Source organism: Arthrobacter sp. MMS24-S77 (assembly GCF_054888235.1).
In genome coordinates this window covers 3,084,615-3,105,459 of record NZ_JBTZRN010000001.1, presented here as the reverse complement: position 1 = coordinate 3,105,459, position 20,845 = coordinate 3,084,615, and the positions used below count along the sequence as shown (strand labels likewise).

Annotated in this window: 19 protein-coding genes and 1 riboswitch; of the genes, 7 read left to right on the top strand and 12 right to left on the bottom strand. The window is 63.4% G+C overall.

Features of this window, described 5'->3' with window-relative positions; genetic code table 11:
• Nucleotides 1–4 precede the first annotated feature (4 nt).
• The 6 genes from ACX5I4_RS14205 to ACX5I4_RS14180 form a co-directional block, all read right to left on the bottom strand.
• The gene (locus ACX5I4_RS14205) at nucleotides 5–781 is read right to left on the bottom strand and encodes a class I SAM-dependent methyltransferase (RefSeq protein WP_461837215.1); all 777 of its coding nucleotides are present in this window, start codon (nucleotides 779–781) and stop codon (nucleotides 5–7) included.
• Nucleotides 782–831: 50 nt separating this feature from the next.
• A complete protein-coding gene (locus ACX5I4_RS14200) occupies nucleotides 832–2,274 on the bottom strand; it encodes an aminotransferase class V-fold PLP-dependent enzyme (RefSeq protein ID WP_461837214.1) in 1,443 nt (480 codons plus the stop codon).
• Nucleotides 2,275–2,309: 35 nt separating this feature from the next.
• Nucleotides 2,310–2,422, bottom strand: a riboswitch (SAM riboswitch).
• A gap of 158 nt (nucleotides 2,423–2,580) precedes the next feature.
• Nucleotides 2,581–3,393 carry a histidinol-phosphatase gene (gene hisN / locus ACX5I4_RS14195; protein ID WP_461837213.1) on the bottom strand — a complete coding sequence of 271 codons (813 nt, stop codon included), beginning with the start codon at nucleotides 3,391–3,393 and terminating at the stop codon, nucleotides 2,581–2,583.
• Nucleotides 3,394–3,486: 93 nt separating this feature from the next.
• A complete protein-coding gene (gene rsgA / locus ACX5I4_RS14190) occupies nucleotides 3,487–4,602 on the bottom strand; it encodes a ribosome small subunit-dependent GTPase A (RefSeq protein WP_461837212.1) in 1,116 nt (371 codons plus the stop codon).
• A gap of 2 nt (nucleotides 4,603–4,604) precedes the next feature.
• Nucleotides 4,605–6,002, bottom strand: a complete 1,398-nt coding sequence (gene aroA / locus ACX5I4_RS14185; protein ID WP_461837211.1) for a 3-phosphoshikimate 1-carboxyvinyltransferase — start codon at nucleotides 6,000–6,002, stop codon at nucleotides 4,605–4,607.
• A gap of 6 nt (nucleotides 6,003–6,008) precedes the next feature.
• Nucleotides 6,009–6,524, bottom strand: a complete 516-nt coding sequence (locus tag ACX5I4_RS14180) for a DoxX family protein (RefSeq protein WP_461837210.1) — start codon at nucleotides 6,522–6,524, stop codon at nucleotides 6,009–6,011.
• Nucleotides 6,525–6,742: 218 nt separating this feature from the next.
• Here ACX5I4_RS14180 and ACX5I4_RS14175 point away from each other — a divergent pair, with 218 nt between their 5' ends.
• Both ACX5I4_RS14175 and rsrA read left to right on the top strand, forming a co-directional pair.
• Entirely contained in the window at nucleotides 6,743–7,582 is an 840-nt protein-coding gene (locus ACX5I4_RS14175) for a sigma-70 family RNA polymerase sigma factor (protein ID WP_461837209.1), read from the top strand.
• A complete protein-coding gene (gene rsrA / locus ACX5I4_RS14170) occupies nucleotides 7,579–7,836 on the top strand; it encodes a mycothiol system anti-sigma-R factor (protein ID WP_265977188.1) in 258 nt (85 codons plus the stop codon). Before ACX5I4_RS14175 ends, rsrA begins: the two co-directional genes overlap by 4 nt.
• Before the next feature lie 79 nt (nucleotides 7,837–7,915).
• Here the strand turns inward: rsrA and ACX5I4_RS14165 are convergent, their stop codons facing one another.
• The 5 genes from ACX5I4_RS14165 to ACX5I4_RS14145 form a co-directional block, all read right to left on the bottom strand.
• A complete protein-coding gene (locus ACX5I4_RS14165) occupies nucleotides 7,916–7,990 on the bottom strand; it encodes a 50S ribosomal protein bL37 (RefSeq protein WP_369299106.1) in 75 nt (24 codons plus the stop codon).
• 86 nt (nucleotides 7,991–8,076) lie between these two features.
• Complete coding sequence (locus tag ACX5I4_RS14160) at nucleotides 8,077–8,691, bottom strand: PadR family transcriptional regulator (protein WP_461837208.1); 615 nt, start codon at nucleotides 8,689–8,691, stop codon at nucleotides 8,077–8,079.
• Nucleotides 8,691–9,542 carry a DUF4097 family beta strand repeat-containing protein gene (locus ACX5I4_RS14155; RefSeq protein ID WP_461837207.1) on the bottom strand — a complete coding sequence of 284 codons (852 nt, stop codon included), beginning with the start codon at nucleotides 9,540–9,542 and terminating at the stop codon, nucleotides 8,691–8,693. The genes ACX5I4_RS14160 and ACX5I4_RS14155 overlap by 1 nt, the downstream gene beginning before the upstream one ends.
• 110 nt (nucleotides 9,543–9,652) lie before the next feature.
• Nucleotides 9,653–10,252 (bottom strand): GDSL-type esterase/lipase family protein, encoded by a 600-nt coding sequence (locus tag ACX5I4_RS14150; RefSeq protein ID WP_461837206.1) that lies wholly within the window; start codon nucleotides 10,250–10,252, stop codon nucleotides 9,653–9,655.
• A gap of 134 nt (nucleotides 10,253–10,386) precedes the next feature.
• Entirely contained in the window at nucleotides 10,387–14,202 is a 3,816-nt protein-coding gene (locus ACX5I4_RS14145) for a multifunctional oxoglutarate decarboxylase/oxoglutarate dehydrogenase thiamine pyrophosphate-binding subunit/dihydrolipoyllysine-residue succinyltransferase subunit (protein ID WP_461837205.1), read from the bottom strand.
• Between the two features lie 534 nt (nucleotides 14,203–14,736).
• Between ACX5I4_RS14145 and ACX5I4_RS14140 the strand changes: the two genes are divergently transcribed.
• From ACX5I4_RS14140 to ACX5I4_RS14120, 5 genes are all read left to right on the top strand, one after another.
• Nucleotides 14,737–16,203, top strand: coding sequence for a hemolysin family protein (locus ACX5I4_RS14140; RefSeq protein WP_461837204.1), 1,467 nt, complete (start codon nucleotides 14,737–14,739; stop codon nucleotides 16,201–16,203).
• Nucleotides 16,200–17,270, top strand: a complete 1,071-nt coding sequence (locus ACX5I4_RS14135; RefSeq protein WP_461837203.1) for a hemolysin family protein — start codon at nucleotides 16,200–16,202, stop codon at nucleotides 17,268–17,270. The genes ACX5I4_RS14140 and ACX5I4_RS14135 overlap by 4 nt, the downstream gene beginning before the upstream one ends.
• 105 nt (nucleotides 17,271–17,375) lie before the next feature.
• Complete coding sequence (locus ACX5I4_RS14130; RefSeq protein WP_461837202.1) at nucleotides 17,376–18,341, top strand: metal ABC transporter solute-binding protein, Zn/Mn family; 966 nt, start codon at nucleotides 17,376–17,378, stop codon at nucleotides 18,339–18,341.
• Nucleotides 18,342–18,490: 149 nt separating this feature from the next.
• Nucleotides 18,491–19,324, top strand: a complete 834-nt coding sequence (locus tag ACX5I4_RS14125; protein WP_461837201.1) for a metal ABC transporter ATP-binding protein — start codon at nucleotides 18,491–18,493, stop codon at nucleotides 19,322–19,324.
• Entirely contained in the window at nucleotides 19,325–20,242 is a 918-nt protein-coding gene (locus tag ACX5I4_RS14120) for a metal ABC transporter permease (protein ID WP_461837200.1), read from the top strand.
• Here ACX5I4_RS14120 and ACX5I4_RS14115 read toward each other — a convergent pair.
• On the bottom strand, nucleotides 20,239–20,721 hold the full coding sequence (locus tag ACX5I4_RS14115; RefSeq protein WP_461837199.1) for a Fur family transcriptional regulator: 483 nt from the start codon (nucleotides 20,719–20,721) through the stop codon (nucleotides 20,239–20,241). The genes ACX5I4_RS14120 and ACX5I4_RS14115 overlap by 4 nt on opposite strands.
• Nucleotides 20,722–20,845 lie beyond the last annotated feature (124 nt).

Below are 20,845 nucleotides of genomic sequence, written 5' to 3'. Positions count from 1 at the left end.
TGGTTCAGAGCTTCCGCGCCCGCCAGCTCTGCGTGAGGTACGGCAACGGGACGACGTCACCCTCCGTGTGACCCAGGTGTTCGAAGAGATACCAGCGGAGATTCCCCATGACCTTGGCACGGGTGGCGTCACTCGCCCTCAGATAGTAGCTGCGGGACTTCACCAGTTCGAGGATGTCACCTGGAGTCACGGGATCCTCCCAATGCGTCAGGTGACTTTCGAGGCCGGTAAACTCGGGTCCCACCACAGGCCGGAAGTCCGGTTTGTGGACATCGCCGGCATGCATGATGCGGGACAAGCGGTGGACCCAAGGCACGGAGGTGTCCAACTGGTTCCAGATCAAACCGATAACCCCCTGGGGGCGCAGGATCCGGGCGATCTCGGTGCTGGCGGCGAGGGGATCGCACCAGTGCCAGGCTTGGGCAACGCTGACGACGTCGAATGCTGAGTCCGCCAGTCCAGTTGCCTCGGCCGTTCCCTCCAGGGCAACCACCTGCGGGAACGTCTTACGCAGTTGCGTGAGCATGTCCGCGGAAGGGTCCACCGCGGAGACGGTCAGTCCGCGCTCGACCAGGAGCGCCGTGAACTTTCCGGTCCCCGCTCCCAGGTCCGCCGCGTCCCGCGCCCCTTCCGGCAGGAGCCAATCGGCTGAATCCGCAGGGTAGCCGGGCCGGACACGGTCATAGTGCTCCCCGCCGTCCTGGAAACTTTGACCCAGCTCGAGGCGCCGTTCCTCGTAGAGCTTGGGGCCGGCTGACGTGCCTTTGGGTCGCGGGGCCACGCAGGAACTCCTTCGTAGGACAGGAAAAATACCCTACGAATCTACCGCAATCAGTCGGTGCTGCAGGGAGCTGCGCCCGCGGTCCCGGGGGTGTTGGGAGCCCACTCCGGGTAGCTGCGGTGGTCGTTCGCTGGCACCCAACGGCCGGCATCCACGACGTAGTCCCAGCCGAGGCCATTGCTCTTGAGCGCCTGGATGCCCGCGATGAGCCGGGTGGCGTCCTCCAGCCGCGATCCCACGCCGAAACTGGCCCGCAGGGATCCGGACGGGAGGCCCAAGCGCTTGAGCAGCGGGTGGGCGCAAAAGCGCCCATCCCGCAGGCCGATGCCGTGCTCGGCCGCGAGATAGGCCGCCACGAGGCCTGCGTCGTAGCCCTGGAGCGAGAAATTCACGACGCCGATGGTGTCCTGGGGATCGGTGTCGCTAAAGATCTGGTGGACGGTCACGCCGTCGATCTCGTTGAGGCCATCAACCAAATGTGTGCGGATGGCTGCTTCGTGGGCATGCCATTCCTCGTGGTCGAGGCTGGCGATGACCTGGGTAGCACGTGCGAGGGTGGCAGCTCCGAGCACGTTCGGCGAGCCCCCTTCGTGCCTGGCCGGTCCCGTGGCCCAGCTAACGGAGTCAAGGCGTGCCTCGCGGACAGCCCCGCCGCCTGCAAGGTGGGGTGTGCCGGCGTCGAGCCAGTCGGGACGGCCCACCAGGACGCCGGCGCCGAACGGCGCATAGAGCTTGTGCCCCGAGAAGACCAAGTAGTCAACATCCGCGGCGGCAATGTCGATGCGGCGGTGCGGAGCGAGCTGGGCCGCGTCCACCACAATCCGCGCTCCGAATTCGTGGGCCAAAGCGGCGAGTTCCTTGATGGGCAGGATCTCGCCCGTCACGTTCGAGGCGCCCGTGACTGCCAGGAGGCTGACGCCACCGTGGGAGAGCGCCGCGCGGACATTCGCTACAGTCTCGGTCAAAGTTCCCGCTGCCACAATGCTGCGGTGCGGGACGCCTTGCCACGGCAGGAGATTGGCGTGGTGTTCGATGTCCAGATAGAGGACTTCGCCAACGTGGCGTCCGTCCTCGGCAGGCAGGCAGCCGGCCAGGAGGTTGAGCGAATCGGTGGTGTTGCGAGTGAAAATGACGGAATCGTCTGCCCGGCCGCCAACGAAGTCGCGGACGATATTGCGGGCGTTTTCATAGACCGAGGTGCTGATCTGGGAGGCATAGCCTGCGCCGCGATGGACACTCGCGTAGTACGGGAGGATCTCGTTGAGATATGCCGAAACCACGGTCAAAGCGGGGGCTGACGCGCCGTAGTCAAGGTTGGCGTAGCGGACGTGGCCGCCCTGGATCAGCGGCGCTTGGAGCTCCGCGCCAGTAACCGCGGCCAACGGACGGCTTGCCGGAGACGGGGATACGCCATGCTGCCTTGCTGTGCCGTGGTGCCGGGCGTCTTCGTTGTGCTCGGAGATGGCGGGAGAAGTAAACGTAGCTGTGCTCATGGGACCTCACTCAAGAGGGACCCCTGCGTGCAGGGGGTCCGCGCTTGCCGTATCCGTTCCGGACCGGCCGGGTCGTCACCCGGGGCACCCCGCCGCGATGGAGGGTTGCCGGCCAGCAAACCGGGGTTTCGCGCTGGCACTCGTGACCTGTAAAGAGACTAGGACACCGGCAAGGCTCGTTCCAATGTGACCACGATTGTTAAGCGGATTGTTACACAGCCGGAAAAATGTGCCTTCTGCCGAAGAAAAAGTGGCGGACGCCCCGAAAGAGGGGCGGCCGCCGTCGATTATTCAGTGAAAAAAGGCTCAGAGCAGGTCGTCGAGCTCCGGGTTGAGTCGCTTGAGGACCTCGGAGTGCAGGATCGAGTTGGTAGCCACGGCATTGCCCCCGAAGGGACCGTCTGCACCCTCCAAGGACGTGAAGCGCCCTCCGGCCTCGGTCACGATCGGCACCAGGGCCGCCATGTCGTAAAGCTGGAGTTCCGGCTCGGCGGCGATGTCCACCGCACCCTCCGCCACAAGGCAGTAGGACCAGAAATCTCCGTAGGCGCGGCTACGCCAGACATCGTTCTCCAGGCCCAGGAAGCTGTCGAGCGAACCGTGCTGCTTCCACTCGGAAAGCTCGGAGTAGGAAAGCGAGGCATCTTCAAGCCGCGACACGTTGGAGACCTTCAACCGGGTGGCAGCGGCAAGTGACCGGCCCATGTAGGCGCCCGAACCCTTGGCAGCCCACCAGCGCTTGCCGAGAGCCGGAGCGCTCACAAGCCCCACTACAACTTCGCCTTCGTCCACGAGGGCGATGAGCGTTGCCCAGACAGGTACGCCACGCACGAAGTTCTTGGTGCCGTCGATGGGATCGATGATCCAACGCCTTGAGCCGTGGCCGGTGCTGCCGAATTCTTCCCCGAGTACGGCGTCGCGGGGGCGGGAACGGGAGAGCTGCCCGCGAATTGCTTCCTCGGCAGCCTTGTCGGCATCGGTCACTGGGCTCAGGTCGGGTTTGGTTTCCACCTGGAGGTCCAGTGCCTTGAACCGCTCCATTGTCAGGGAATCGACGGAGTCGGCCAGGACGTGGGCCAGCCGCAGGTCGTCGTTGTAGCTCGAATCGGGTTGGGTCATGGTTCCAAACTACCGTCTATTCCCCGGTGAACCGGGGAGGTAGGCGGCAAGAGGCACGCGGTCAGGTGACCCTGTTGCTCATTGACCCTGCTGCTAATTGACCGTACCCAATTCCTTGGCCTCTTGGGCTTCCATGCGCGGGTCTGCGCCAAGGAGCCGGCGCAACGACGCCAGGCGGGCGGGTCCGGCCTCGCCGGCGTGGCCATCAGCGACCCAGGAATCCAGGCCGCAACGGACCGCACTGGCATCGTGCTTGCAACCCCGCTCGCAGGTTTCCGTTCCGGGTTCCAGATCCGGGAAGGCGTGCAGGATGCGATCCGGGTTCACATGGGCGAGGCCGAAGGAACGGATGCCGGGCGTATCGATGATCCAGCTGCCGCCGGGGGCGTCGCTGAGCTTCAAGGCAAGGGCTGAGGACGAGGTATGACGGCCCCGGCCCGTGACCGCGTTGACCCCACCGGTGGCGCGCTCGGCGCCGGTAAGGGCATTCACCATGGTGGACTTCCCGACGCCCGAGTGGCCCAAGAGAACGGTGACCTTGCCGTCGAGGTAGTCCCGCAATTGGCCGACGGCGTCGCCATCAAGCCGGGCGGACAAGCCGTCGTCAGAGCGGGCGTCGATGCCGGAGGCGCCTGCGTCGGCCGTCCGGCTGATGATGATGGGGAAGCCAAGGCTCACGTAGTTGGCGAGGAGCTCCGTCGGATCCTTGACATCCGCTTTGGTGACGAGCAGCAGTGGCTCGATTCCGGCGTCGTACGCCGCTACCAAGGCGCGGTCAATGAATCCGGTCCGCGGCTCCGGGTTGGCGGCCGCAACCACCACCACCAGCTGGTCGGCATTGGCCACGACGGCACGTTCGATGGGATCCGTGTCATCGGCACTTCGTCGCAGGAGGGTCCTGCGCTCCTCGACCCGCACGAGGCGGGCGAGCGTGTCCGGGGCTCCGGACACATCGCCCACGAGGGCCACGAAGTCTCCGGGTACCACTGGAGAGCGCCGGAGTTCCCGGGCCCGGGCCGCGATGACGATGCGCTCGTTGCCTGAGCCTTCGCCCACTATCGCGGTGTAGCGGCCGCGGTCGACTGTGATGATGCGCCCGATCACGGCGTCGTCGTGGCTGGGGCGGTCCTTCGTGCGGGGGCGTGTGCCCTTCTTGTTGGGGCGGATGCGGACATCGGACTCATCCCAGGAGCTTGCGTCGCGGGCCATCGTCAGTTGCTTGTCTCCGTTGAGCCGGCGTCCGCGGCCGCCGGGCCGCCGCTGAGCAGCATTGAGGCCCAGATTTGCGGAAATTCGGGCATGGTCTTGGACGTGGTGGCGATGTCTTCAACCTGGATGCCCTCGACGGCGAGCCCAAGGATGGCGCCCGCGGTAGCCATGCGGTGATCGGCGTAGCTATGCACGACGCCGGCATGCAGCGTTGCGGGGCGGATCACCAGGCCGTCGCTGGTTTCCTCGGCGTCGCCGCCAAGCCGGTTGATTTCGGCGACCAACGCGGCAAGCCTGTCCGTTTCGTGACCGCGCAAATGCGCGATACCGCTCAACCGGGAAGGCCCCGAGGCCAAGGCGCACAATGCCGCCACGGTGGGGGCGAGTTCGCTGGTCTCGTCGAAGTCAGCCCCCAGGATTTCGGAGCCGCCCGTGACCGTCAGTGTGCCGTTGTCCAGCGTGACCGCGGCACCCATGGTGGCAAGAATGTCCCGCCAGAGGTCCCCGACCTGCGTGGTGTTTGCAGGCCAGTTGGGGATCCGGACGGTTCCCTTGGTGGCCAGCGCCGCAGCAAGGAACGGTCCGGCGTTGGAGAGATCCTGCTCGATCCGCTCGTCGAAGGCCTGGATGGTGCCGGGGGCCACACGCCAGTGGTTCGGCACGGAGTCGTCCACCTGGACTCCCACGCCGCGCAGGACCGAAACTGTCATATTGATGTGGTCGAGGCTCGGGACGGGCTTGCCCACATGTTCCAGGTGCAGGCCTTCTTCGAAGCGCGCACCGACCAGCAGCAAGGCGGAGACGAACTGCGAAGAGGCGCTCGCATCAATGACGAGGTGGCCACCGCGTACTGAACCGGTGCCGGAAACTTTGAAAGGCAAGGAAGCGGCGGCTTGCCCGTCCACGGCGCTGACGTCTACTCCGAGTGTCCGGAGGGCTTCGATGATGGTGCCCATAGGCCGTTGGCGCGCGTGCGGATCGCCGTCGAACACCGAAGTGCCGTTGCGGAGGGCAGCAAGGGGCGGCACAAAGCGCATGACCGTGCCGGCAAGGCCGCAGTCGATGGCGGATTCAGGAGCAGCTGCAGCGGCGTCCATCGGGGTGACTTCAAGGTCCGGGCCGTACTGTCCGTCGCCGGGAACTTCCGTAACGGTGGCACCAAGCTGGCGCAGGGCTTCGACCATCAAGGCGGAGTCCCGCGAGTGCAGGGGAGCCCGCAACCGGGACGGGCCGTCAGCCAATGCCGCCAGGACAAGATAGCGGTTGGTCAGCGACTTGGAACCGGGAACCGTGACCGTGGCATCCACGGGATGGCTGGCGAAAGGCGCCGGCCACAAGGGGAGTGCAGGGGCGGTAGTGCTGCCTGATTCGTCTGTCTGCGTGGCGGGGGTTCCTGTCATGCTTCCTTATGCTCCAACTGCGTTGTCTACGGCCTTGCGAACGGCTCGGTCTGTCTTCTTGAGCTGCTTGCCCGTGGCCTTCTTGGCGTCCATGGCGAGGTGTTCTGCGCGCCATGCGAGGCTTGGCCGGCCGGCCGTGTCCACGGCAGCGAGCAGCACGCCGCCGGTCAGGGAAATGTTCTTGAGCAACTGGGCGCGGCGGGCGAGCCGGCCTTCCTTCGTACTGATGTCGGCGGAACGCCACTCAACAAAAGTGTTCAGCACCGAAATACCCGCAAGCAGCGTAGCCGAGAACCGGGAACACTTGCCGAGGGCGAGCAAGGCGCCCGCGCCCACCTGCGTGCCGCCGATGACGCGCGCCAGCATTTTCTCGTCCGCGGGGAAGGGCAGCGACTCCGAAGCGCGGCGGAGCAGCGGGGAAAGCTGCTTGGCAGTGTCATCCGCGTTCTTGAGCTTGTCCAGCCCTGCGACAACAAAGCTGGAAGCCAACATTGGCCTGGCGAGAAAACGGACGAGGGACATGTTTTTGCCTCCTGGATGGCTTGCCACAATTGTCAGGTGGTGCTGCGTTCGAGTGGTGCGGTGTTCACGGGGTGCAGTCGGATCTAGTCTTGCATCTTTGCGGAATATTTGCCCGGAGCCTGCCGTTGTGAAAAGAAGGTGCGGTATGGGCTGGACCTTGGGTTTTGGCGCGTGTGTTGTGCCGCGCCTGTGTCACGTCGTTGAGCGGAGATGGTTTTTTGGCCTTGGTGAAGGACCGCGAGGAGCACTTGGCGCTCGGGCGGGAGCTGCCAGTGGACTCCCGGAGGGTGACAGTAGACTTGGATGCGATGAGCACCATGGATCCGGCCGCAGCGGCCATGTACAAAGCAGCCACGGAAGTCGCGGACGCAACGTCCGACGACGACGCGGCTGTCGAGGCCGACGTCGAGATCGCAGTGGACTTTGCGTCCGAGACTCCTGAACAACGGAGGGCGCGCTTCGAACGCGACGCCATGCAGTATGTCGACCAGCTCTATTCAGCTGCCATGCGCATGGCCAGAAATCCGTCCGACGCCGAGGACCTGGTCCAGGAGGCCTATACCAAGGCCTTCTCGGCCTTCCACCAGTACAAGCCGGGTACCAACCTCAAGGCCTGGCTGTACCGCATCCTGACCAACACGTACATCAACCTTTACCGGAAGAGGCAGCGCGAACCGCTGCAGTCGAATTCGGACACGATCGAAGACTGGCAGCTGGCGCGGGCGGAATCCCATACGTCCACCGGGCTGCGCTCCGCGGAAGCGGAGGCGTTGGATCATTTGCCGGACTCGGACGTGAAGAGCGCCTTGCAGTCCATTCCGGAGGAATTCCGGCTCGCGGTGTACTTCGCTGACGTCGAAGGCTTCGCATACAAGGAAATATCAGACATCATGAATACCCCGATCGGGACAGTCATGTCCCGGCTTCATCGCGGCAGGAAAATGTTGCGCGATCTGCTGGCGGACTACGCCGCAGAACGGGGAATCAGCGCCGGCGCAGAAGAAAAGGCCCTGGCCGTGGGCGCGGCCGCAAGCAAAAAACAGGAGAAAAGGAAATGAGCTGCCAAGGATTGGGCGACTGCGACGATGCTCGGATGCAACGGATCTACGAGTACCTCGACGGTGCGTTGACCCGCGAAGACATCGCAGAGATCAAAGTGCATCTGGAGGACTGCCCTGAGTGCACCGAGCAATACGACCTTGAGTGCGTCATCCGCACCGTGGTCAAGCGCTCCTGCACGGAGGCGGCCCCTGAGAACCTCAAGAACTCGATCCTGGACAGGATCCACTCGATGAAGTCGGTGGACGTCTAAGAGGCTGGAACGGCAAGGGCCCCGGAAACCTGATGGTTTCCGGGGCCCTCCGCATTAAGTCTTACGCTAAGCCGCTGGCTTAGGTGTTGGGACGCTTGCCGTGGTTTGCGCCGCCGCGCTTACGGTCACGACGCTTACGTGCACGCTTGCTCATAGCTGGCCTCCTTAGATTCTTGATACTCAATAAAGCTGCCCTCCAGTCTCCCACATCCGGGGGCCGCCCCGCGAACCGCGCGGGCTTCAGCCTTGCAGGGAATTCCGGATGGAGATCCTTGCCTGGTCCAGGACGGTGCGCACAGTTTCAAGGGCGATCGGATTCAGGGCCTTGGAGCCGGCATGCTGGCGCAACTCAATGCGGATGTCGTCACGGAAAGACTGGACCAGGAGTTCGGCTTCCTTGAGGATGCGGTGACCCTCCGGAGAGTAGTTTCCGGCCCACGACTGGAATTCCGCGCTCTTGGCGTTCGCGCGTGCAGCCTCTGCGGTCGCCGCCAGATCGGCCCGCAGGCCGCGCATGTTGCTGCGGATGTCCTCGCGGAGGCTATCGGCCAGTCGTCGTACGGAGGCGGAGATATTGTCCTCGACGTCGGCCAGTTCCTGGCGGCGACTGTTGAGTTCCGCCAGTCCGGCGGCGGTAATGGAGTAATTGGTACGACGCCCATCGCTGCTCGTGGCTACGAGTCCTTCCTCCTCAAGTTTGCCAAGGCGCGGATAGATGGTTCCGGCACTGGGGGAGTAGGTCCCGCCGAAGCGTTCGCCGAGGGCCTTGATGAGCTCGTAGCCGTGCTTGGGGCCAGCTTCCAGGAGTGCAAGTAGATAGAGCCTCAGGGCTCCATGGGCAAAGACAGGCGGCATCAGTATCCCTCTTCCCCTGGGACCGAGTGCGCTGCTCCGGGAGTTGGCGCGCTGCCATGGATGATGAAGGTCTTGCCCGAGATCGAATTGGTGCGCACCACCATGAGTTGCTGGTCCGGGCCCACAATAGTCTGGACGACTTTGCTGCCCGGCTGGGAGTAGTGGTGGTCATCGATCATCACGGTGCCGCTGGCCGATTTGGCAACAATGTCCACCCCAACGTCGTGGGGCAGGCGGATAGTGAGGTCGCCTGAAACGGAATTGGCTCCGAAATCCTGGGTGTAGCCGTGGAGGTCGAAGCTGAGGTCGCCGCTGACCGTGTTGGCACGGATGTTCTTGAAGCGGCCCGAAGCCGTGACCTCGCCGGACACGCTCTTGGCGGTCATGACGCCGTCGTGGTTCCGGGCGATGACCTCGCCGCTGACGGTATTGACGTGCAGATCCCCGTGCGTTCCGTCCGCAAGGACGGAACCGGACACGGTGTTAAGGCGGATATGGCCGTTGACGCCCGACACCATGCCGTCACCACTCACGGTTCCTGCCTCGACGTCGACGCCGGCAGGCAAAGCGATGCCGATGACGACGGTGTTGGTACTGGTGTTGTTGACAGTCCCCATGAGGTTGCGGAACCAGCCCTGCGGGCCGTGCAACTGGTGGCGGACCTCGAGCCGGCCATCAATGAGCGCGACGCTCAGGGGATCGCCGTCGATTTCAGAGACTTCGATCCTCGCGATCGGCTCATCGTGGGTGACGACGTCGAAGCGGCCCTTGACGATCCCCAGCTTGAGTGAGCGGACGCCGTCGACGTCTATGGTCTGCGGGCCGGTAACGGTCCAGTTTTCCTCTGTCATGACCCCTCCATTGTTACGATGCGCTTGTTGCGATATATCGTGTCTATAAACTTACGATATATCGCGACTCGCGGCTTGGCAATGGGCCCTGAGATGGAGGAGGCGCCCTTCTATTCCGGCTGGGCAATCCTGAGCCACTGGAACCAGCCGCGGTGCAACACGAGCCACGCCATGAGCCCGTAGCCCGCCTGACCCGGTGTGCCGCCATTCGCGGCGAGGTCGGTGCGCCACTGTTCGTGGTTGAGCAACGGCGAGAAAGTGTCTACATACTGGTGGTTGCGGCGGGTGGTGACGTCGGCAAAAGCGGCGTTGAGCTCCGCGATCCGGCGATTCTTGGCAGGGTCCAGCGTGGGAGGCGGACCGACGACGAATACCTCGATGTTGCTTTGGGAGGCGCCATCCAGAATATTGGCCAGATTGAGGCGGCTCCGGGCAGTAGAGAGACCGAACTCGATGTCGCGTCCGGACAAGCCGATGACGAGGCGGTTTTCGTGGACATTGCTGAAACGTCGCCCGGCCTCGTCCAGCCAGCGCCCCGCAAGGCCTTCCGTGCCCTCCATAGGGCAGGGGAGGGAGTAACTCTCCACCAATACGGCGTCCTGGGGAGTGCGTGCAAGGACCCTTCCAAGCCAACCCAAAGCCCTGGGGTCACCGAGCCCGGCAAGCAGTTCATCACCAACAGCTGCGATACGCAGCTTCCTGTCTTCCACAGTTACCTCTTCACCAAACGTTGCGGTCCTTGCACTGTGCCCGGCCGGGCGGCAGGATTGCCGGGCACTTGTTCCATTAACAGAACTGCCCGGCTGGAAGCGGGTATTGAACCTCCAGCCGGGCAGTCGCCATCTTACTTGCGTTCGAATGCCTGCTTGAGCAAGGTGGCCTGCTCGGCGCTGTGGCGCTTCATGGAACCGGCAGCCGTGGAGGCGGACGCCGGACGCGAAACGAGGCGGACCTTGCGATCCAGTGCCTGCGGCAGGTTCAAGCCGATAAACGGCCACGGGCCCTGGTTGGCGGGTTCGTCCTGCGCCCAGACGATGTCGGCGTTCGGGTACTTGGCCAGTTCGGCCTCGATCTGGGCCTGGGGCAACGGGTAGAGCTGCTCCAAGCGGATGATCGCGGTCGAGGTGTCGCCGATTTTCTGGCGGTTCGACAGAAGATCGTAGTAGAGGCGGCCGGAAACGAGGATCACGCGGTCCACGTTCTGTGCTTGGAGGGGCTCGTGCTCGCCGATGACCGGCTTGAAGCCGCCCGTAGTGAAGTCCTCCACCGCAGAGGCGGCAGCCTTGAGGCGCAACAGCTGCTTAGGCGTGAAGATGATGAGCGGCTTTCGTGGCCGGCTGTAGGCCTGGCGCCGCAGCAAGTGGAAGTGCGAGGCAGCCGTGGTGGGGTTGGCCACGATCATGTTGTCCTCGGCGCACAGCTGCAGGAATCGCTCGATGCGGGCGGACGAGTGGTCCGGTCCCTGGCCTTCGTAGCCGTGCGGCAGCATGAGCACGAGCGAGGAACGCTGGCCCCACTTCTGCTCGGCTGAGGAGATGAATTCGTCGATGATGGTCTGTGCACCGTTGACGAAGTCACCGAACTGGGCTTCCCACAAGACCAAGGCATCCGGGCGTTCCACGGAGTAGCCGTATTCGAAGCCCATGGCTGCGTATTCGGACAGCAGGGAGTCGTAGATCCACAGCTTGGCCTGCTTGTCGCTGAGGTTGCCCAGCGGCATCCATTCGCTGCCGTTGGCACGGTCGTGGAAGACGGCGTGGCGCTGCACGAACGTGCCGCGGCGGGAGTCCTGGCCGGCCAGGCGGACGGGGACGCCCTCCATGACGAGCGAACCAAATGCTGCGATCTCACCGAAGCCCCAGTCGATGCCGCCTTCGCGGGACATCTGCTCGCGCTTCTCCAGGAGCTGTTTGAGCTTGGAGTGGACCGTGAAGTCTTCCGGAACGTCCAAGTGCGCCTGGCCGATCCGCTGGAGCATCTCGGCCGAAATGGCGGTGGTAGCCGGAGCGTTGGTTCCGAAGTCCGCCTGCTGGGCGATCGGACGCTCGATGTCGGAGACCGCGGCGGAATCAGCCGTAATGATCGGGATCGGCGAAGTCTGTGCAGCGTGGGTCTCAGCGAAGACGCGTTCCAGGCGTTCCTGGTAGTCGCGCAGCAACTGCTCGGCTTCGTCCTCGGTGATGTCGCCGCGGCCAATGAGGGACTCGGTGTAGAGCTTGCGGACGGAACGCTTGGCTTCGATCAGGTTGTACATGAGCGGCTGCGTCATCGAGGGGTCGTCGCCCTCGTTGTGTCCACGGCGGCGGTAGCACACCATGTCCACAATGACGTCCTTGTGGAAACGCTGCCGGAACTCGTAGGCCAACTGCGCGATGCGCACCACGGCCTCGGGGTCGTCACCGTTCACATGGAAAACCGGGGCCTGGATCATCTTGGCCACGTCGGTGGAGTACGTCGAGGAACGCGATGACGACGGTGCGGTGGTGAAGCCGACCTGGTTGTTCACGATGATGTGGATGGTTCCACCGGTACGGTAGCCGCGCAACTGGGACAGGTTGAGTGTTTCCGCCACAACGCCCTGGCCGGCGAACGCGGCATCGCCGTGAACCATGATGGGCAGCACGGGGAATGCCTCGCCCTGGTCCAGCCGGTCCTGCTTGGCACGGACGATGCCTTCAAGCACGGAGTCGACCGCTTCAAGGTGGGATGGGTTGGCGGCGAGGTAGACCTTGGTCTCATTGCCGTTGTCCGAGGTGAACGTGCCCTCGGTGCCAAGGTGGTACTTGACGTCGCCTGAGCCCTGCACCGAACGGGGGTCCTGGGTGCCTTCGAATTCCCGGAACACCTGCGCGTAGGTCTTGCCTGCGATGTTGGTAAGCACGTTGAGGCGGCCACGGTGGGCCATGCCGATCGCAACCTCGTCGAGGCCGTCGTCGGCAGCGTCGGAAATGATCGTGTCCAGCAGCGGAATCAAGGATTCGCCACCTTCAAGGGAGAAGCGCTTCTGGCCGACGAACTTGGTCTGCAGGAAGGTTTCGAAGGCCTCGGCCGCATTGAGCTTGGAGACGATGCGCAGCTGCTCTTCGCGGCTCGGCTTCGAGTACGGGTGCTCCAGCTGGTCCTGGAACCACTTGCGTTCCGCAGGCTCCTGGATGTGCATGTATTCGATGCCCGTGGTACGGCAGTATGCATCGCGGAGGACACCGAGGATGTCGCGGAACTTGAGCATAGGCTTGCCGCCGAAACCACCGGTGGGCCACTCTCGATCCAGGTCCCACAAGGTGAGGCCATATGTCAGGACGTCGAGGTCCGGGTGCTTGCGCTGGACATACTCAAGCGGATTGGTATCTGCCATGAGGTGGCCGCGGACCCGGTAGGAGTGGATCAGCTGCTGGATACGTGCAACCTTGTTGATCTCGTCAGCGGGGTCGACCTGCAGGTCGGGGCTCCAACGGACGGGCTCGTACGGAATGCGCAGGGCCTCGAAGATTTCGTCGTAGAAGTTCTGTGCACCGAGGAGCAACTGGTGGACAAGCTTGAGGAATTCACCGCTGCCGGCGCCTTGGATGACGCGGTGATCGTAGGTGGACGTCAGCGTGAGGATCTTGCTGATGGCGTTCTGGGCGATGATCTTCTCGCTGGCGCCCTGCCATTCAGCCGGGTAGTCGAGTGCTCCAACGCCAATGATGGCGGCCTGGCCCTTGGAGAGTCGGGGTACGGAGTGGACGGTACCGATGCCGCCCGGGTTTGTCAGGGAGACGGTGGTGCCGGCGTGGTCGTCCGCCGTGAGCTTGCCGTTGCGGGCGCGCTTGATCAGGTCTTCATAGGTGTGCCAGAACTCCGCGAAGTTCATGGTCTCGGCCTTCTTGATGTTGGGGACCATCAGGAGGCGGGTGCCGTCGGGCTTGGGCATGTCAATGGCGATGCCGAAGTTGACGTGTGCGGGCTGCACGGCAACGGGCTTGCCATCAACCTCGTCGTAGTACACGTTCATTGACGGGAACTGGGACAGGGCGCGGACCACTGCGTAGCCAATGAGGTGGGTGAAGGAGACCTTGCCGCCGCGGGCACGGGCAAGGTTGGAATTGATGACGACGCGGTTATCGATCAGCAGCTTGGCCGGAACTGCCCTGACGCTCGTGGCTGTGGGAACTTCAAGGCTCAAGACCATGTTGGAAGCGATGGCCTTGGCCGGACCACGGAGGACGGAAACGACGTCCTCTTCCGGAGGAGTGGGGGCCTTGGTGCTCTTGGGAAGCTGTGCAGGGATCGGCTGTGCCTGGCCGTCGGACGGCTTCTGCGCGCCGTCCTTGGCGACAGTGGCCGGAGCCTTCTTGGCCGGTGCCACTACGGCGGGAGCAGCCGGGGCAGGTGTGGGGGTGGCAGGCGCGGGTGCCGTGGCAACCACGGGCGCAATCGGCGTCATTGCCATTGCTGCCGCCTGTGCCACGACAGGAATTTCACGAGTGGGAGGGTTTGCAGGGGCTGCGGATGTTCCGTTGGAAGAAGTGCCGTCAGCGGTATCGAAGGATTCGAAAAGCGGCCACCACTTGGCGTCGACCGAATTCTTGTCCTGCTGGTACCGCTCGTACAGTTCGTCAACGAGCCACTCGTTTCCGCCAAATTCCTCGGGTAGACGGTGGCTTGGCTGCTCTGGCACTTGAAATACGCCTCTTCCATGAGTGTTGATTTCCAGCTGGCCCGGGGAACTGCAGGGGTGCAAAGGCGAGCCAGGGTCCGGGTCCCGCGAACTCAGACCCTTGCCAGTCTAGTGACGAGCGGCGGCTATCTGCCAATAGTGGTGACCTAAATCATGCCAATCCCAATGTGCGTCCGCTCAAGCGCACCGGCAGGGCCCTTCTCATGTGGGCTTTTCCCGCGGCGTATCACGGCGCGGACCCTGTCATGGCCGGTGAATTCGCTTCGCGGCCGGACTGTAGACTGGGATTCTTATGGACAGTAATTCTAGGTGCCGGCCTGGGAGCTGCGGGGGAAGCCGTTTGGCAATCTCCACGCAGCGCACCCGTCGAGCCGGCAACACCCGTACAAATGCCCATCGCACCCCGGAGCTCCAGGCCGGCAGGGCAGCGGATCGTTCTTCCGCTGCGTCCGACCAACCCCCGCCGGGTCAATCGACCCTCAGTCTTCCCGGGCCTTTGCTTCAGGCGTCCGCACCAGCCGGCGGTGGCCTCTGATGGAGTGGATTCTCCTTCTTGCCGGTGTGCTCCTGATTCTGGGCACGGGCTTTTTTGTGGCGGTGGAATTCTCACTCGTGGCACTCGACCAGACGACCGTCCAAAGAGCGGTCGACGGCGGCGACCATGCGGCGGTGGCACTCCTGAAATGCCTGAAATCCCTCTCCACCCAGCTTTCCAGCTGCCAATTGGGGATCACCCTCACTACCTTGCTGACCGGCTTCGTCATGGAGCCTTCCGTTGGCTCCCTGTTGCATGGACCGCTGCTCTGGGCCGGGCTGCCTGAGGCCGCCGCTCAGTCCTTGTCACTTGTCCTGGCCATGACCTTCGCCACCGTCTTGTCGATGCTGATCGGTGAGCTCGTCCCCAAGAACATGGCCATAGCCTTGGCATTTCCGCTGGGCCGGGCCGTAGCCCGCCCGCAGCTGATGTTCACTGCCGTGTTCAAGCCCGCAATCGTTGTGCTCAACGGCTTCTCCAACAAGGTGCTCAACCTCGTTGGACTAGAAGCCAAGGAAGAGATCTCGGGCGCCCGCTCGCCTTCTGAACTGGCCTCGTTGGTGCGCCGTTCGGCGGAACTGGGAACCCTCGACGCCGGAACGGCCAACTTCGTTGCACGCACCCTGAACTTTTCCGCCCGTACCGCGGCCGATGTCATGACGCCGCGCATCCGCATGGAAACCATTGACGCCGATCAACCGGTGTCAGACATCATCGAGGCGGCGCGGCGCACCGGATATTCACGCTTTCCGGTCATCGGTGAGTCCGCCGATGACATCCGCGGCGTGGTGCACATCAAGAAAGCCGTGTCCGTCCCGTCCGAACGCAGGCGCAGGGTCGAGGCCGGCGCCATCATGTCAGATGTCCTGAGCGTTCCCGAAACCATCCACCTTGACTCCCTGCTCTTGGAACTCCGCGAAGGCAACCTGCAACTCGCCGTCGTGCTTGACGAGTACGGCGGAACCGCGGGAATCGCGACGCTCGAGGACCTAGTGGAGGAAATCGTCGGTGAAGTGGCGGATGAGCACGACAGAGTGCGGCCTGGATTGCTGCAAAGTGCCTCGGGGGACTGGTACTTCCCCGGACTCCTGCGCCCGGACGAGGTCAGCGAACAGATCCCGGGCCTGGCGGTCCCTGACGACCCCGCCTACGAAACCGTAGGCGGCTACGTCATGAGCCAGCTGGGAAGGATCGCCGTTGTCGGTGACGTCGTCGAAGCCGGCGGCGGCACCCTTGCCGTCACACGAATGGACGGCCGACGGATCGACCGCATTTGCTTCCACCCCACGGCGCCCGAGCCGAATGATGACGGCGCGGAAGACAGGGGTACCACGGAACGCGATTCGACTGGTTGGCAAAGCAGGAAGCAAGCCAGTAAGCACGTAAACAAAGGCGCAGGCCGCTCGGCGGGCGATGCCGTAGGCAACCCCGCAGGCAAAAATATCCGCAAAGGACGTGCTGCATGAGCGACTGGGCAGGAATCCTATGGCTCGTGGTCCTGTTGATTGGCAACGCATTCTTTGTCGGCGCCGAGTTTGCCGTGATGTCGGCGCGCCGTAGCCAGATCGAGCCGTTGGCCCGGAGCGGTTCCAAACGCGCGCAGACCACCCTGTACGCGATGGAGCACGTTTCGTTGATGCTGGCGTGTGCCCAACTTGGCATTACCGTGTGTTCGTTGCTGATCCTCCTTGTGGCAGAGCCGGCCATCCACCACTTGCTGGGGGCACCTCTGGAATCCGTGGGCGTCCCTGTCGAATTGGCAGACGTCATCGCTTTTGCGGTTGCCCTGCTGGCAGTCACGTTCCTGCATGTGACCTTTGGCGAGATGGTCCCCAAGAACATCTCGGTTTCCGTGGCGGACAAGGCAGCATTGCTTTTGGCGCCTCCGCTGGTCCACATCGCCCGTTTCGTGAAGCCCGTGATCTGGACGCTGAACTGGCTGGCCAACCGGATCCTGCGCCTGATGAAGATCGAGCCGAAGGACGAGGTGACTTCCTCTTTCACCCTGGAAGAGGTGCAGTCGATCGTCCAGGAATCGACCCGCCACGGGTTGGTGGACGACGATGCCGGCCTGCTGAGCGGCGCGCTCGAGTTTTCCGAGCACACCGCGGCGCACATCATGGTGCCGCTCGACAAACTCGTGATGCTCAAGCCAGGTTCCACGCCGCGCGAACTGGAGAAGGCGGTCAGCCGCACCGGTTTCTCACGTTTTCCGGTGTTGGACGACGACGGCGAGCTGACCGGTTATCTGCACGTCAAGGACGTCCTCTCGATCCCCGAAGAAGGACGCCGCTATCCGATTGCGGAAAGCCGGATTCGGTCCCTCGTGAACCTCGCACCCGAGGACGAGATTGAAGATGCCATGTCCGTGATGCAGCGAACCGGCTCGCACCTTGGCCGCGTTGTCGGGGCGGGCGGCGCGACGCTGGGCGTGTTGTTCCTGGAAGACGTTATCGAACAGTTGGTTGGCGAGATCCGGGATGCCACCCAGGCCACGGGAATCCGGCGCCTGGGCGGACCCGCGTCAACCTAGCCTCTTGCCTCATGAATCCTAAATAGGAATCATTCCCATTTATGGATACACTCATTGAGCCAACTGTTGTGCTTGATTCTCATTTGAGTAGATCCGAGGTTTCCCGTGCGTCGCACTGCCGCCCGTCTTTCCCTTGCCGCCTCCGCCGGCCTCGCCGTCCTGCTTGCCGCATGCGCGGCACCTGCCGCGACGGCGCCGTCGTCGTCCTCCGGAGTGATCGATGTGGTCGCCTCCACCAGTGTTTACGGCGACATCGTCAAAACCGTCGGTGGCGACAAAGTGTCGGTGACCTCCATCATCACCAAGACCAGCCAGGATCCGCATTCCTACGAGGCAAGCACCCAGGACAAGCTGGCCATCTCCAAAGCCCAGCTGGTGATCGACAACGGGGCGGGCTACGACGACTTCTTCAGCAAGCTGAGCGATGACAGTAAAGTCCCCGCTGACAAGGTCATCACCGCCGTCAACGCGTCCGGGCTCCTTCCCGCTCCGACCGCCGGGGCCGCCGCCAAGGTGCCGGAAGGGTTCAACGAGCATGTTTGGTACAACTTCGACGCCATGGGTAAACTGGCCGATGCCGTTGCTGCGAAGCTCGGGAGCCTGAACTCCGCGGAAGCCAAGACGTTCACCGCCAATGCGGACAAGTTCAAGTCGTCCTTGACCGGGCTCAGCGCCAAAATCGCTGAGATCAAGTCAGCCAAGCGCTCCGCTCCGGTAGCCATCACCGAGCCCGTCCCGGGGTACTTGCTTGACGCTGCCGGCCTGGAAAACAAGACGCCTGAGGAATTCAGCCACGCTATCGAGGCCGGCTCGGACGTTCCCCGCGGCAGTCAAGGAAACGACCGATCTGATTACCTCGAAGTCCGTCCGCTTCCTGGCGTACAACGAACAGACTGCGGGCGCCGAGACGGAAAAGCTGAAGGCCGCAGCAACCACGGCTGGCGTTCCGGTTGTCGGCTTCACCGAGACACTTCCCGAAGGCAAGGACTACGTCACTTGGATGACGGACAACGTGGGCAACATCGCCGCTGCGCTGAACAAGTAGCCGGCTTAGGCTGGACAGGAAGCTGATGGGCCCCGCAATCGTCCTAAGATGTACAGGGCGGCTGCGGGGCCTTTTGCGTTCCGAACAGCCTTTTGTGTTCCGAACAAAGGGTGCTTTCCAAAACACCGGGTGCATTCCAGGCGCATGCCAACAGCAACACAGCTTCGCGAACCCCATGGATCGAGGATTCTTTTTGACACCGGTAGTGAGCCTTCGCGGCGCGGGTCTCCAGTTTGGCCAGCGGGCCCTCTGGAAGGACCTCGATGTGGATATCAGGGCGGGTGAGTTCTTCGCTGTGCTTGGTCCCAACGGCAGTGGCAAGACGAGTTTCCTCAAAGTCCTCCTCGGCCTGCAGCAACTCCACTCCGGGACTGTGACCGTGGGGGGACATCCCGTAGAACGAGGTAGCCGCAAGATCGGCTATGTCCCTCAGCAGAAGTCCTTTGCTCCAGACACACCCCTGCGCGCCCGGGACCTGGTTGCCCTCGGCGTCGACGGCCACCGCTGGGGTCTGCGGCTGAAAGCCAAGGCTGTCAATGACCGCGTCGACGGTCTCCTCGAACTGGTGGGGGCAAGCGACTACGCCCGCGTTCCGCTTGGTCAATTGTCCGGCGGGGAGCAGCAGAGGCTCCGCGTTGCGCAGGCGTTGGCCACCGAGCCTGAACTCCTGCTCTGTGACGAACCGCTGCTCTCCCTGGATTTGCACCACCAACAGGCCGTGAGCGCCCTCGTTAACCGGCAATGCCACGAACGGAACAGTGCCGTGGTGTTCGTGACCCACGAGATCAACCCGGTCATTGACTATGTGGACCGTGTCCTCTACCTCGCAGGCGGCAGGTTCAGGGTGGGAACACCCGAAGAGGTCATGACCACCGAGGTCCTCTCCGAGCTGTACAACAGCCATGTGGAGGTGATCCGCGCGAATGGCCGGATCGTCGTCGTCGGACTTCCGGACGCCACCACCCACTACCATGATGACGCGCATGCCGGCGTGGAAGAGGGCCACTAAATGGACTTTGGCAGCATCCTGCACACCATCTTCAACTTTGAAAACTACGGCGAACTGCTGGCGTTGGTACAGAATTCCATCTGGGCTGGTGCCGTCCTGGGCCTGCTCGGCGGGCTCGTGGGCACTTTTGTCATGAAACGGGACCTTGCTTTCGCGGTGCACGGCATTTCGGAGTTGTCCTTCGCCGGTGCGTCCTTCGCGTTGCTCATAGGAACCGACATCATTCTTGGCTCGCTGGCAGGTTCCGTTGCTGCCGCGCTGCTGCTGGGACTGATGGGCGTCCGGGCTCGGGACAAGAATTCGATCATCGGCGTCATCATGCCGTTCGGCCTGGGCCTTGGCATCTTGTTCCTGGCTCTTTACCAGGGCCGGGCTGCCAATAAGTTCGGACTCCTGACCGGCCAAATCGTGTCGGTGGACACGGTGCAACTCCAGGTTCTGGCCGGCACGGCCGTGGTGGTCATGATCGCGCTGGCCGCAATGTGGCGGCCGCTGAGTTTCGCGAGCGTCGATCCGGAGATGGCGGAAGCCAGGGGAGTGCCGGTCCGTGGATTGGCGATTGCCTTCATGGTGTTGCTGGGCGTCAGCGTTGCCCTGTCCATCCAGATAGTTGGCGCACTGTTGGTACTGGCCCTGCTGATCACCCCCGCCGCAGCTGCTCTGCGGGTGACCACTTCGCCGCGGCTTGTGGTCCTGTTGAGCGTACTCTTTGCCATCACTGCCACCGTGGGCGGCATACTCCTGGCGCTTGGCAGCAGGATTCCCATCAGCCCGTACGTCACCACATTGTCGTTCCTGATCTATGTGGCGTGCCGGATCATCGGCAACGTTCGCGCCAAAAAGGGAATTAACGGCAGGATAGTCCGCCCCCACGCGGCCATGGGCGAAGCGGTGGAGGACCAGACGGTAGCTGGCTAGAGCAGGCCTGCGGCCTTCTTGGCCGTGCACTCGGGGCAGAGTCCGAAAATCTCCACGGTGTGCGCCACCTCGGTATAGCCGTTCTCAGCTGCCACCCGGGCCGCCCACGTCTCGACGGCCGGTGCCTCCACCTCGACGGCCTTGCCGCAATGGCGGCACAGCAAATGGTGGTGGTGGCCGGTCACGGCGCAGCGGCGGTAGACGGCTTCGCCGTCGGCATTGCGAAGAACATCGATGAGACCGTCGTCGGCAAGGGATTGCAGGATGCGGTAGGCCGTGGCCAAGGACACGGAGACGCCCTGGTTCTGGAGCAGCCGGTACAGTTCCTGGGTGCTCACGAAATCGTCCAGTTCGTCCAGGGCGGCGCTGACGGCCAGGCGTTGCTTGGTGACGCGCTGCTCCTTGACAGCGGGATCCTTCGCAGCCGGAAGCGGCTGGGCTGCGGGCCCGGACGTGGCGGCATTGGCGCCGTGTGACATTCGTGGACTCATTTCGATGTTGATGTTCGCAAACTCCAAGGTTACCAGCCAGCCACGCACGGGCACCGGCTTCTGGACACCGGCGCACGGGCACTGCCTCGTGGACACCGCCGGAGGCCCGCCC

Coding starts and splice junctions, on each gene's coding strand:
- ACX5I4_RS14200 (WP_461837214.1), bottom strand. CDS start 2,274: ATGAGCACAGCTACGTTTACTTCTCCCGCCATCTCCGAGCACAACGAA.
- hisN (WP_461837213.1), bottom strand. CDS start 3,393: ATGACCCAACCCGATTCGAGCTACAACGACGACCTGCGGCTGGCCCAC.
- rsgA (WP_461837212.1), bottom strand. CDS start 4,602: ATGGCCCGCGACGCAAGCTCCTGGGATGAGTCCGATGTCCGCATCCGC.
- aroA (WP_461837211.1), bottom strand. CDS start 6,002: ATGACAGGAACCCCCGCCACGCAGACAGACGAATCAGGCAGCACTACC.
- ACX5I4_RS14180 (WP_461837210.1), bottom strand. CDS start 6,524: ATGTCCCTCGTCCGTTTTCTCGCCAGGCCAATGTTGGCTTCCAGCTTT.
- rsrA (WP_265977188.1), top strand. CDS start 7,579: ATGAGCTGCCAAGGATTGGGCGACTGCGACGATGCTCGGATGCAACGG.
- ACX5I4_RS14160 (WP_461837208.1), bottom strand. CDS start 8,691: ATGCCGCCTGTCTTTGCCCATGGAGCCCTGAGGCTCTATCTACTTGCA.
- ACX5I4_RS14155 (WP_461837207.1), bottom strand. CDS start 9,542: ATGACAGAGGAAAACTGGACCGTTACCGGCCCGCAGACCATAGACGTC.
- ACX5I4_RS14140 (WP_461837204.1), top strand. CDS start 14,737: ATGGAGTGGATTCTCCTTCTTGCCGGTGTGCTCCTGATTCTGGGCACG.
- ACX5I4_RS14135 (WP_461837203.1), top strand. CDS start 16,200: ATGAGCGACTGGGCAGGAATCCTATGGCTCGTGGTCCTGTTGATTGGC.
- ACX5I4_RS14125 (WP_461837201.1), top strand. CDS start 18,491: ATGGATCGAGGATTCTTTTTGACACCGGTAGTGAGCCTTCGCGGCGCG.
- ACX5I4_RS14120 (WP_461837200.1), top strand. CDS start 19,325: ATGGACTTTGGCAGCATCCTGCACACCATCTTCAACTTTGAAAACTAC.
- ACX5I4_RS14115 (WP_461837199.1), bottom strand. CDS start 20,721: ATGTCACACGGCGCCAATGCCGCCACGTCCGGGCCCGCAGCCCAGCCG.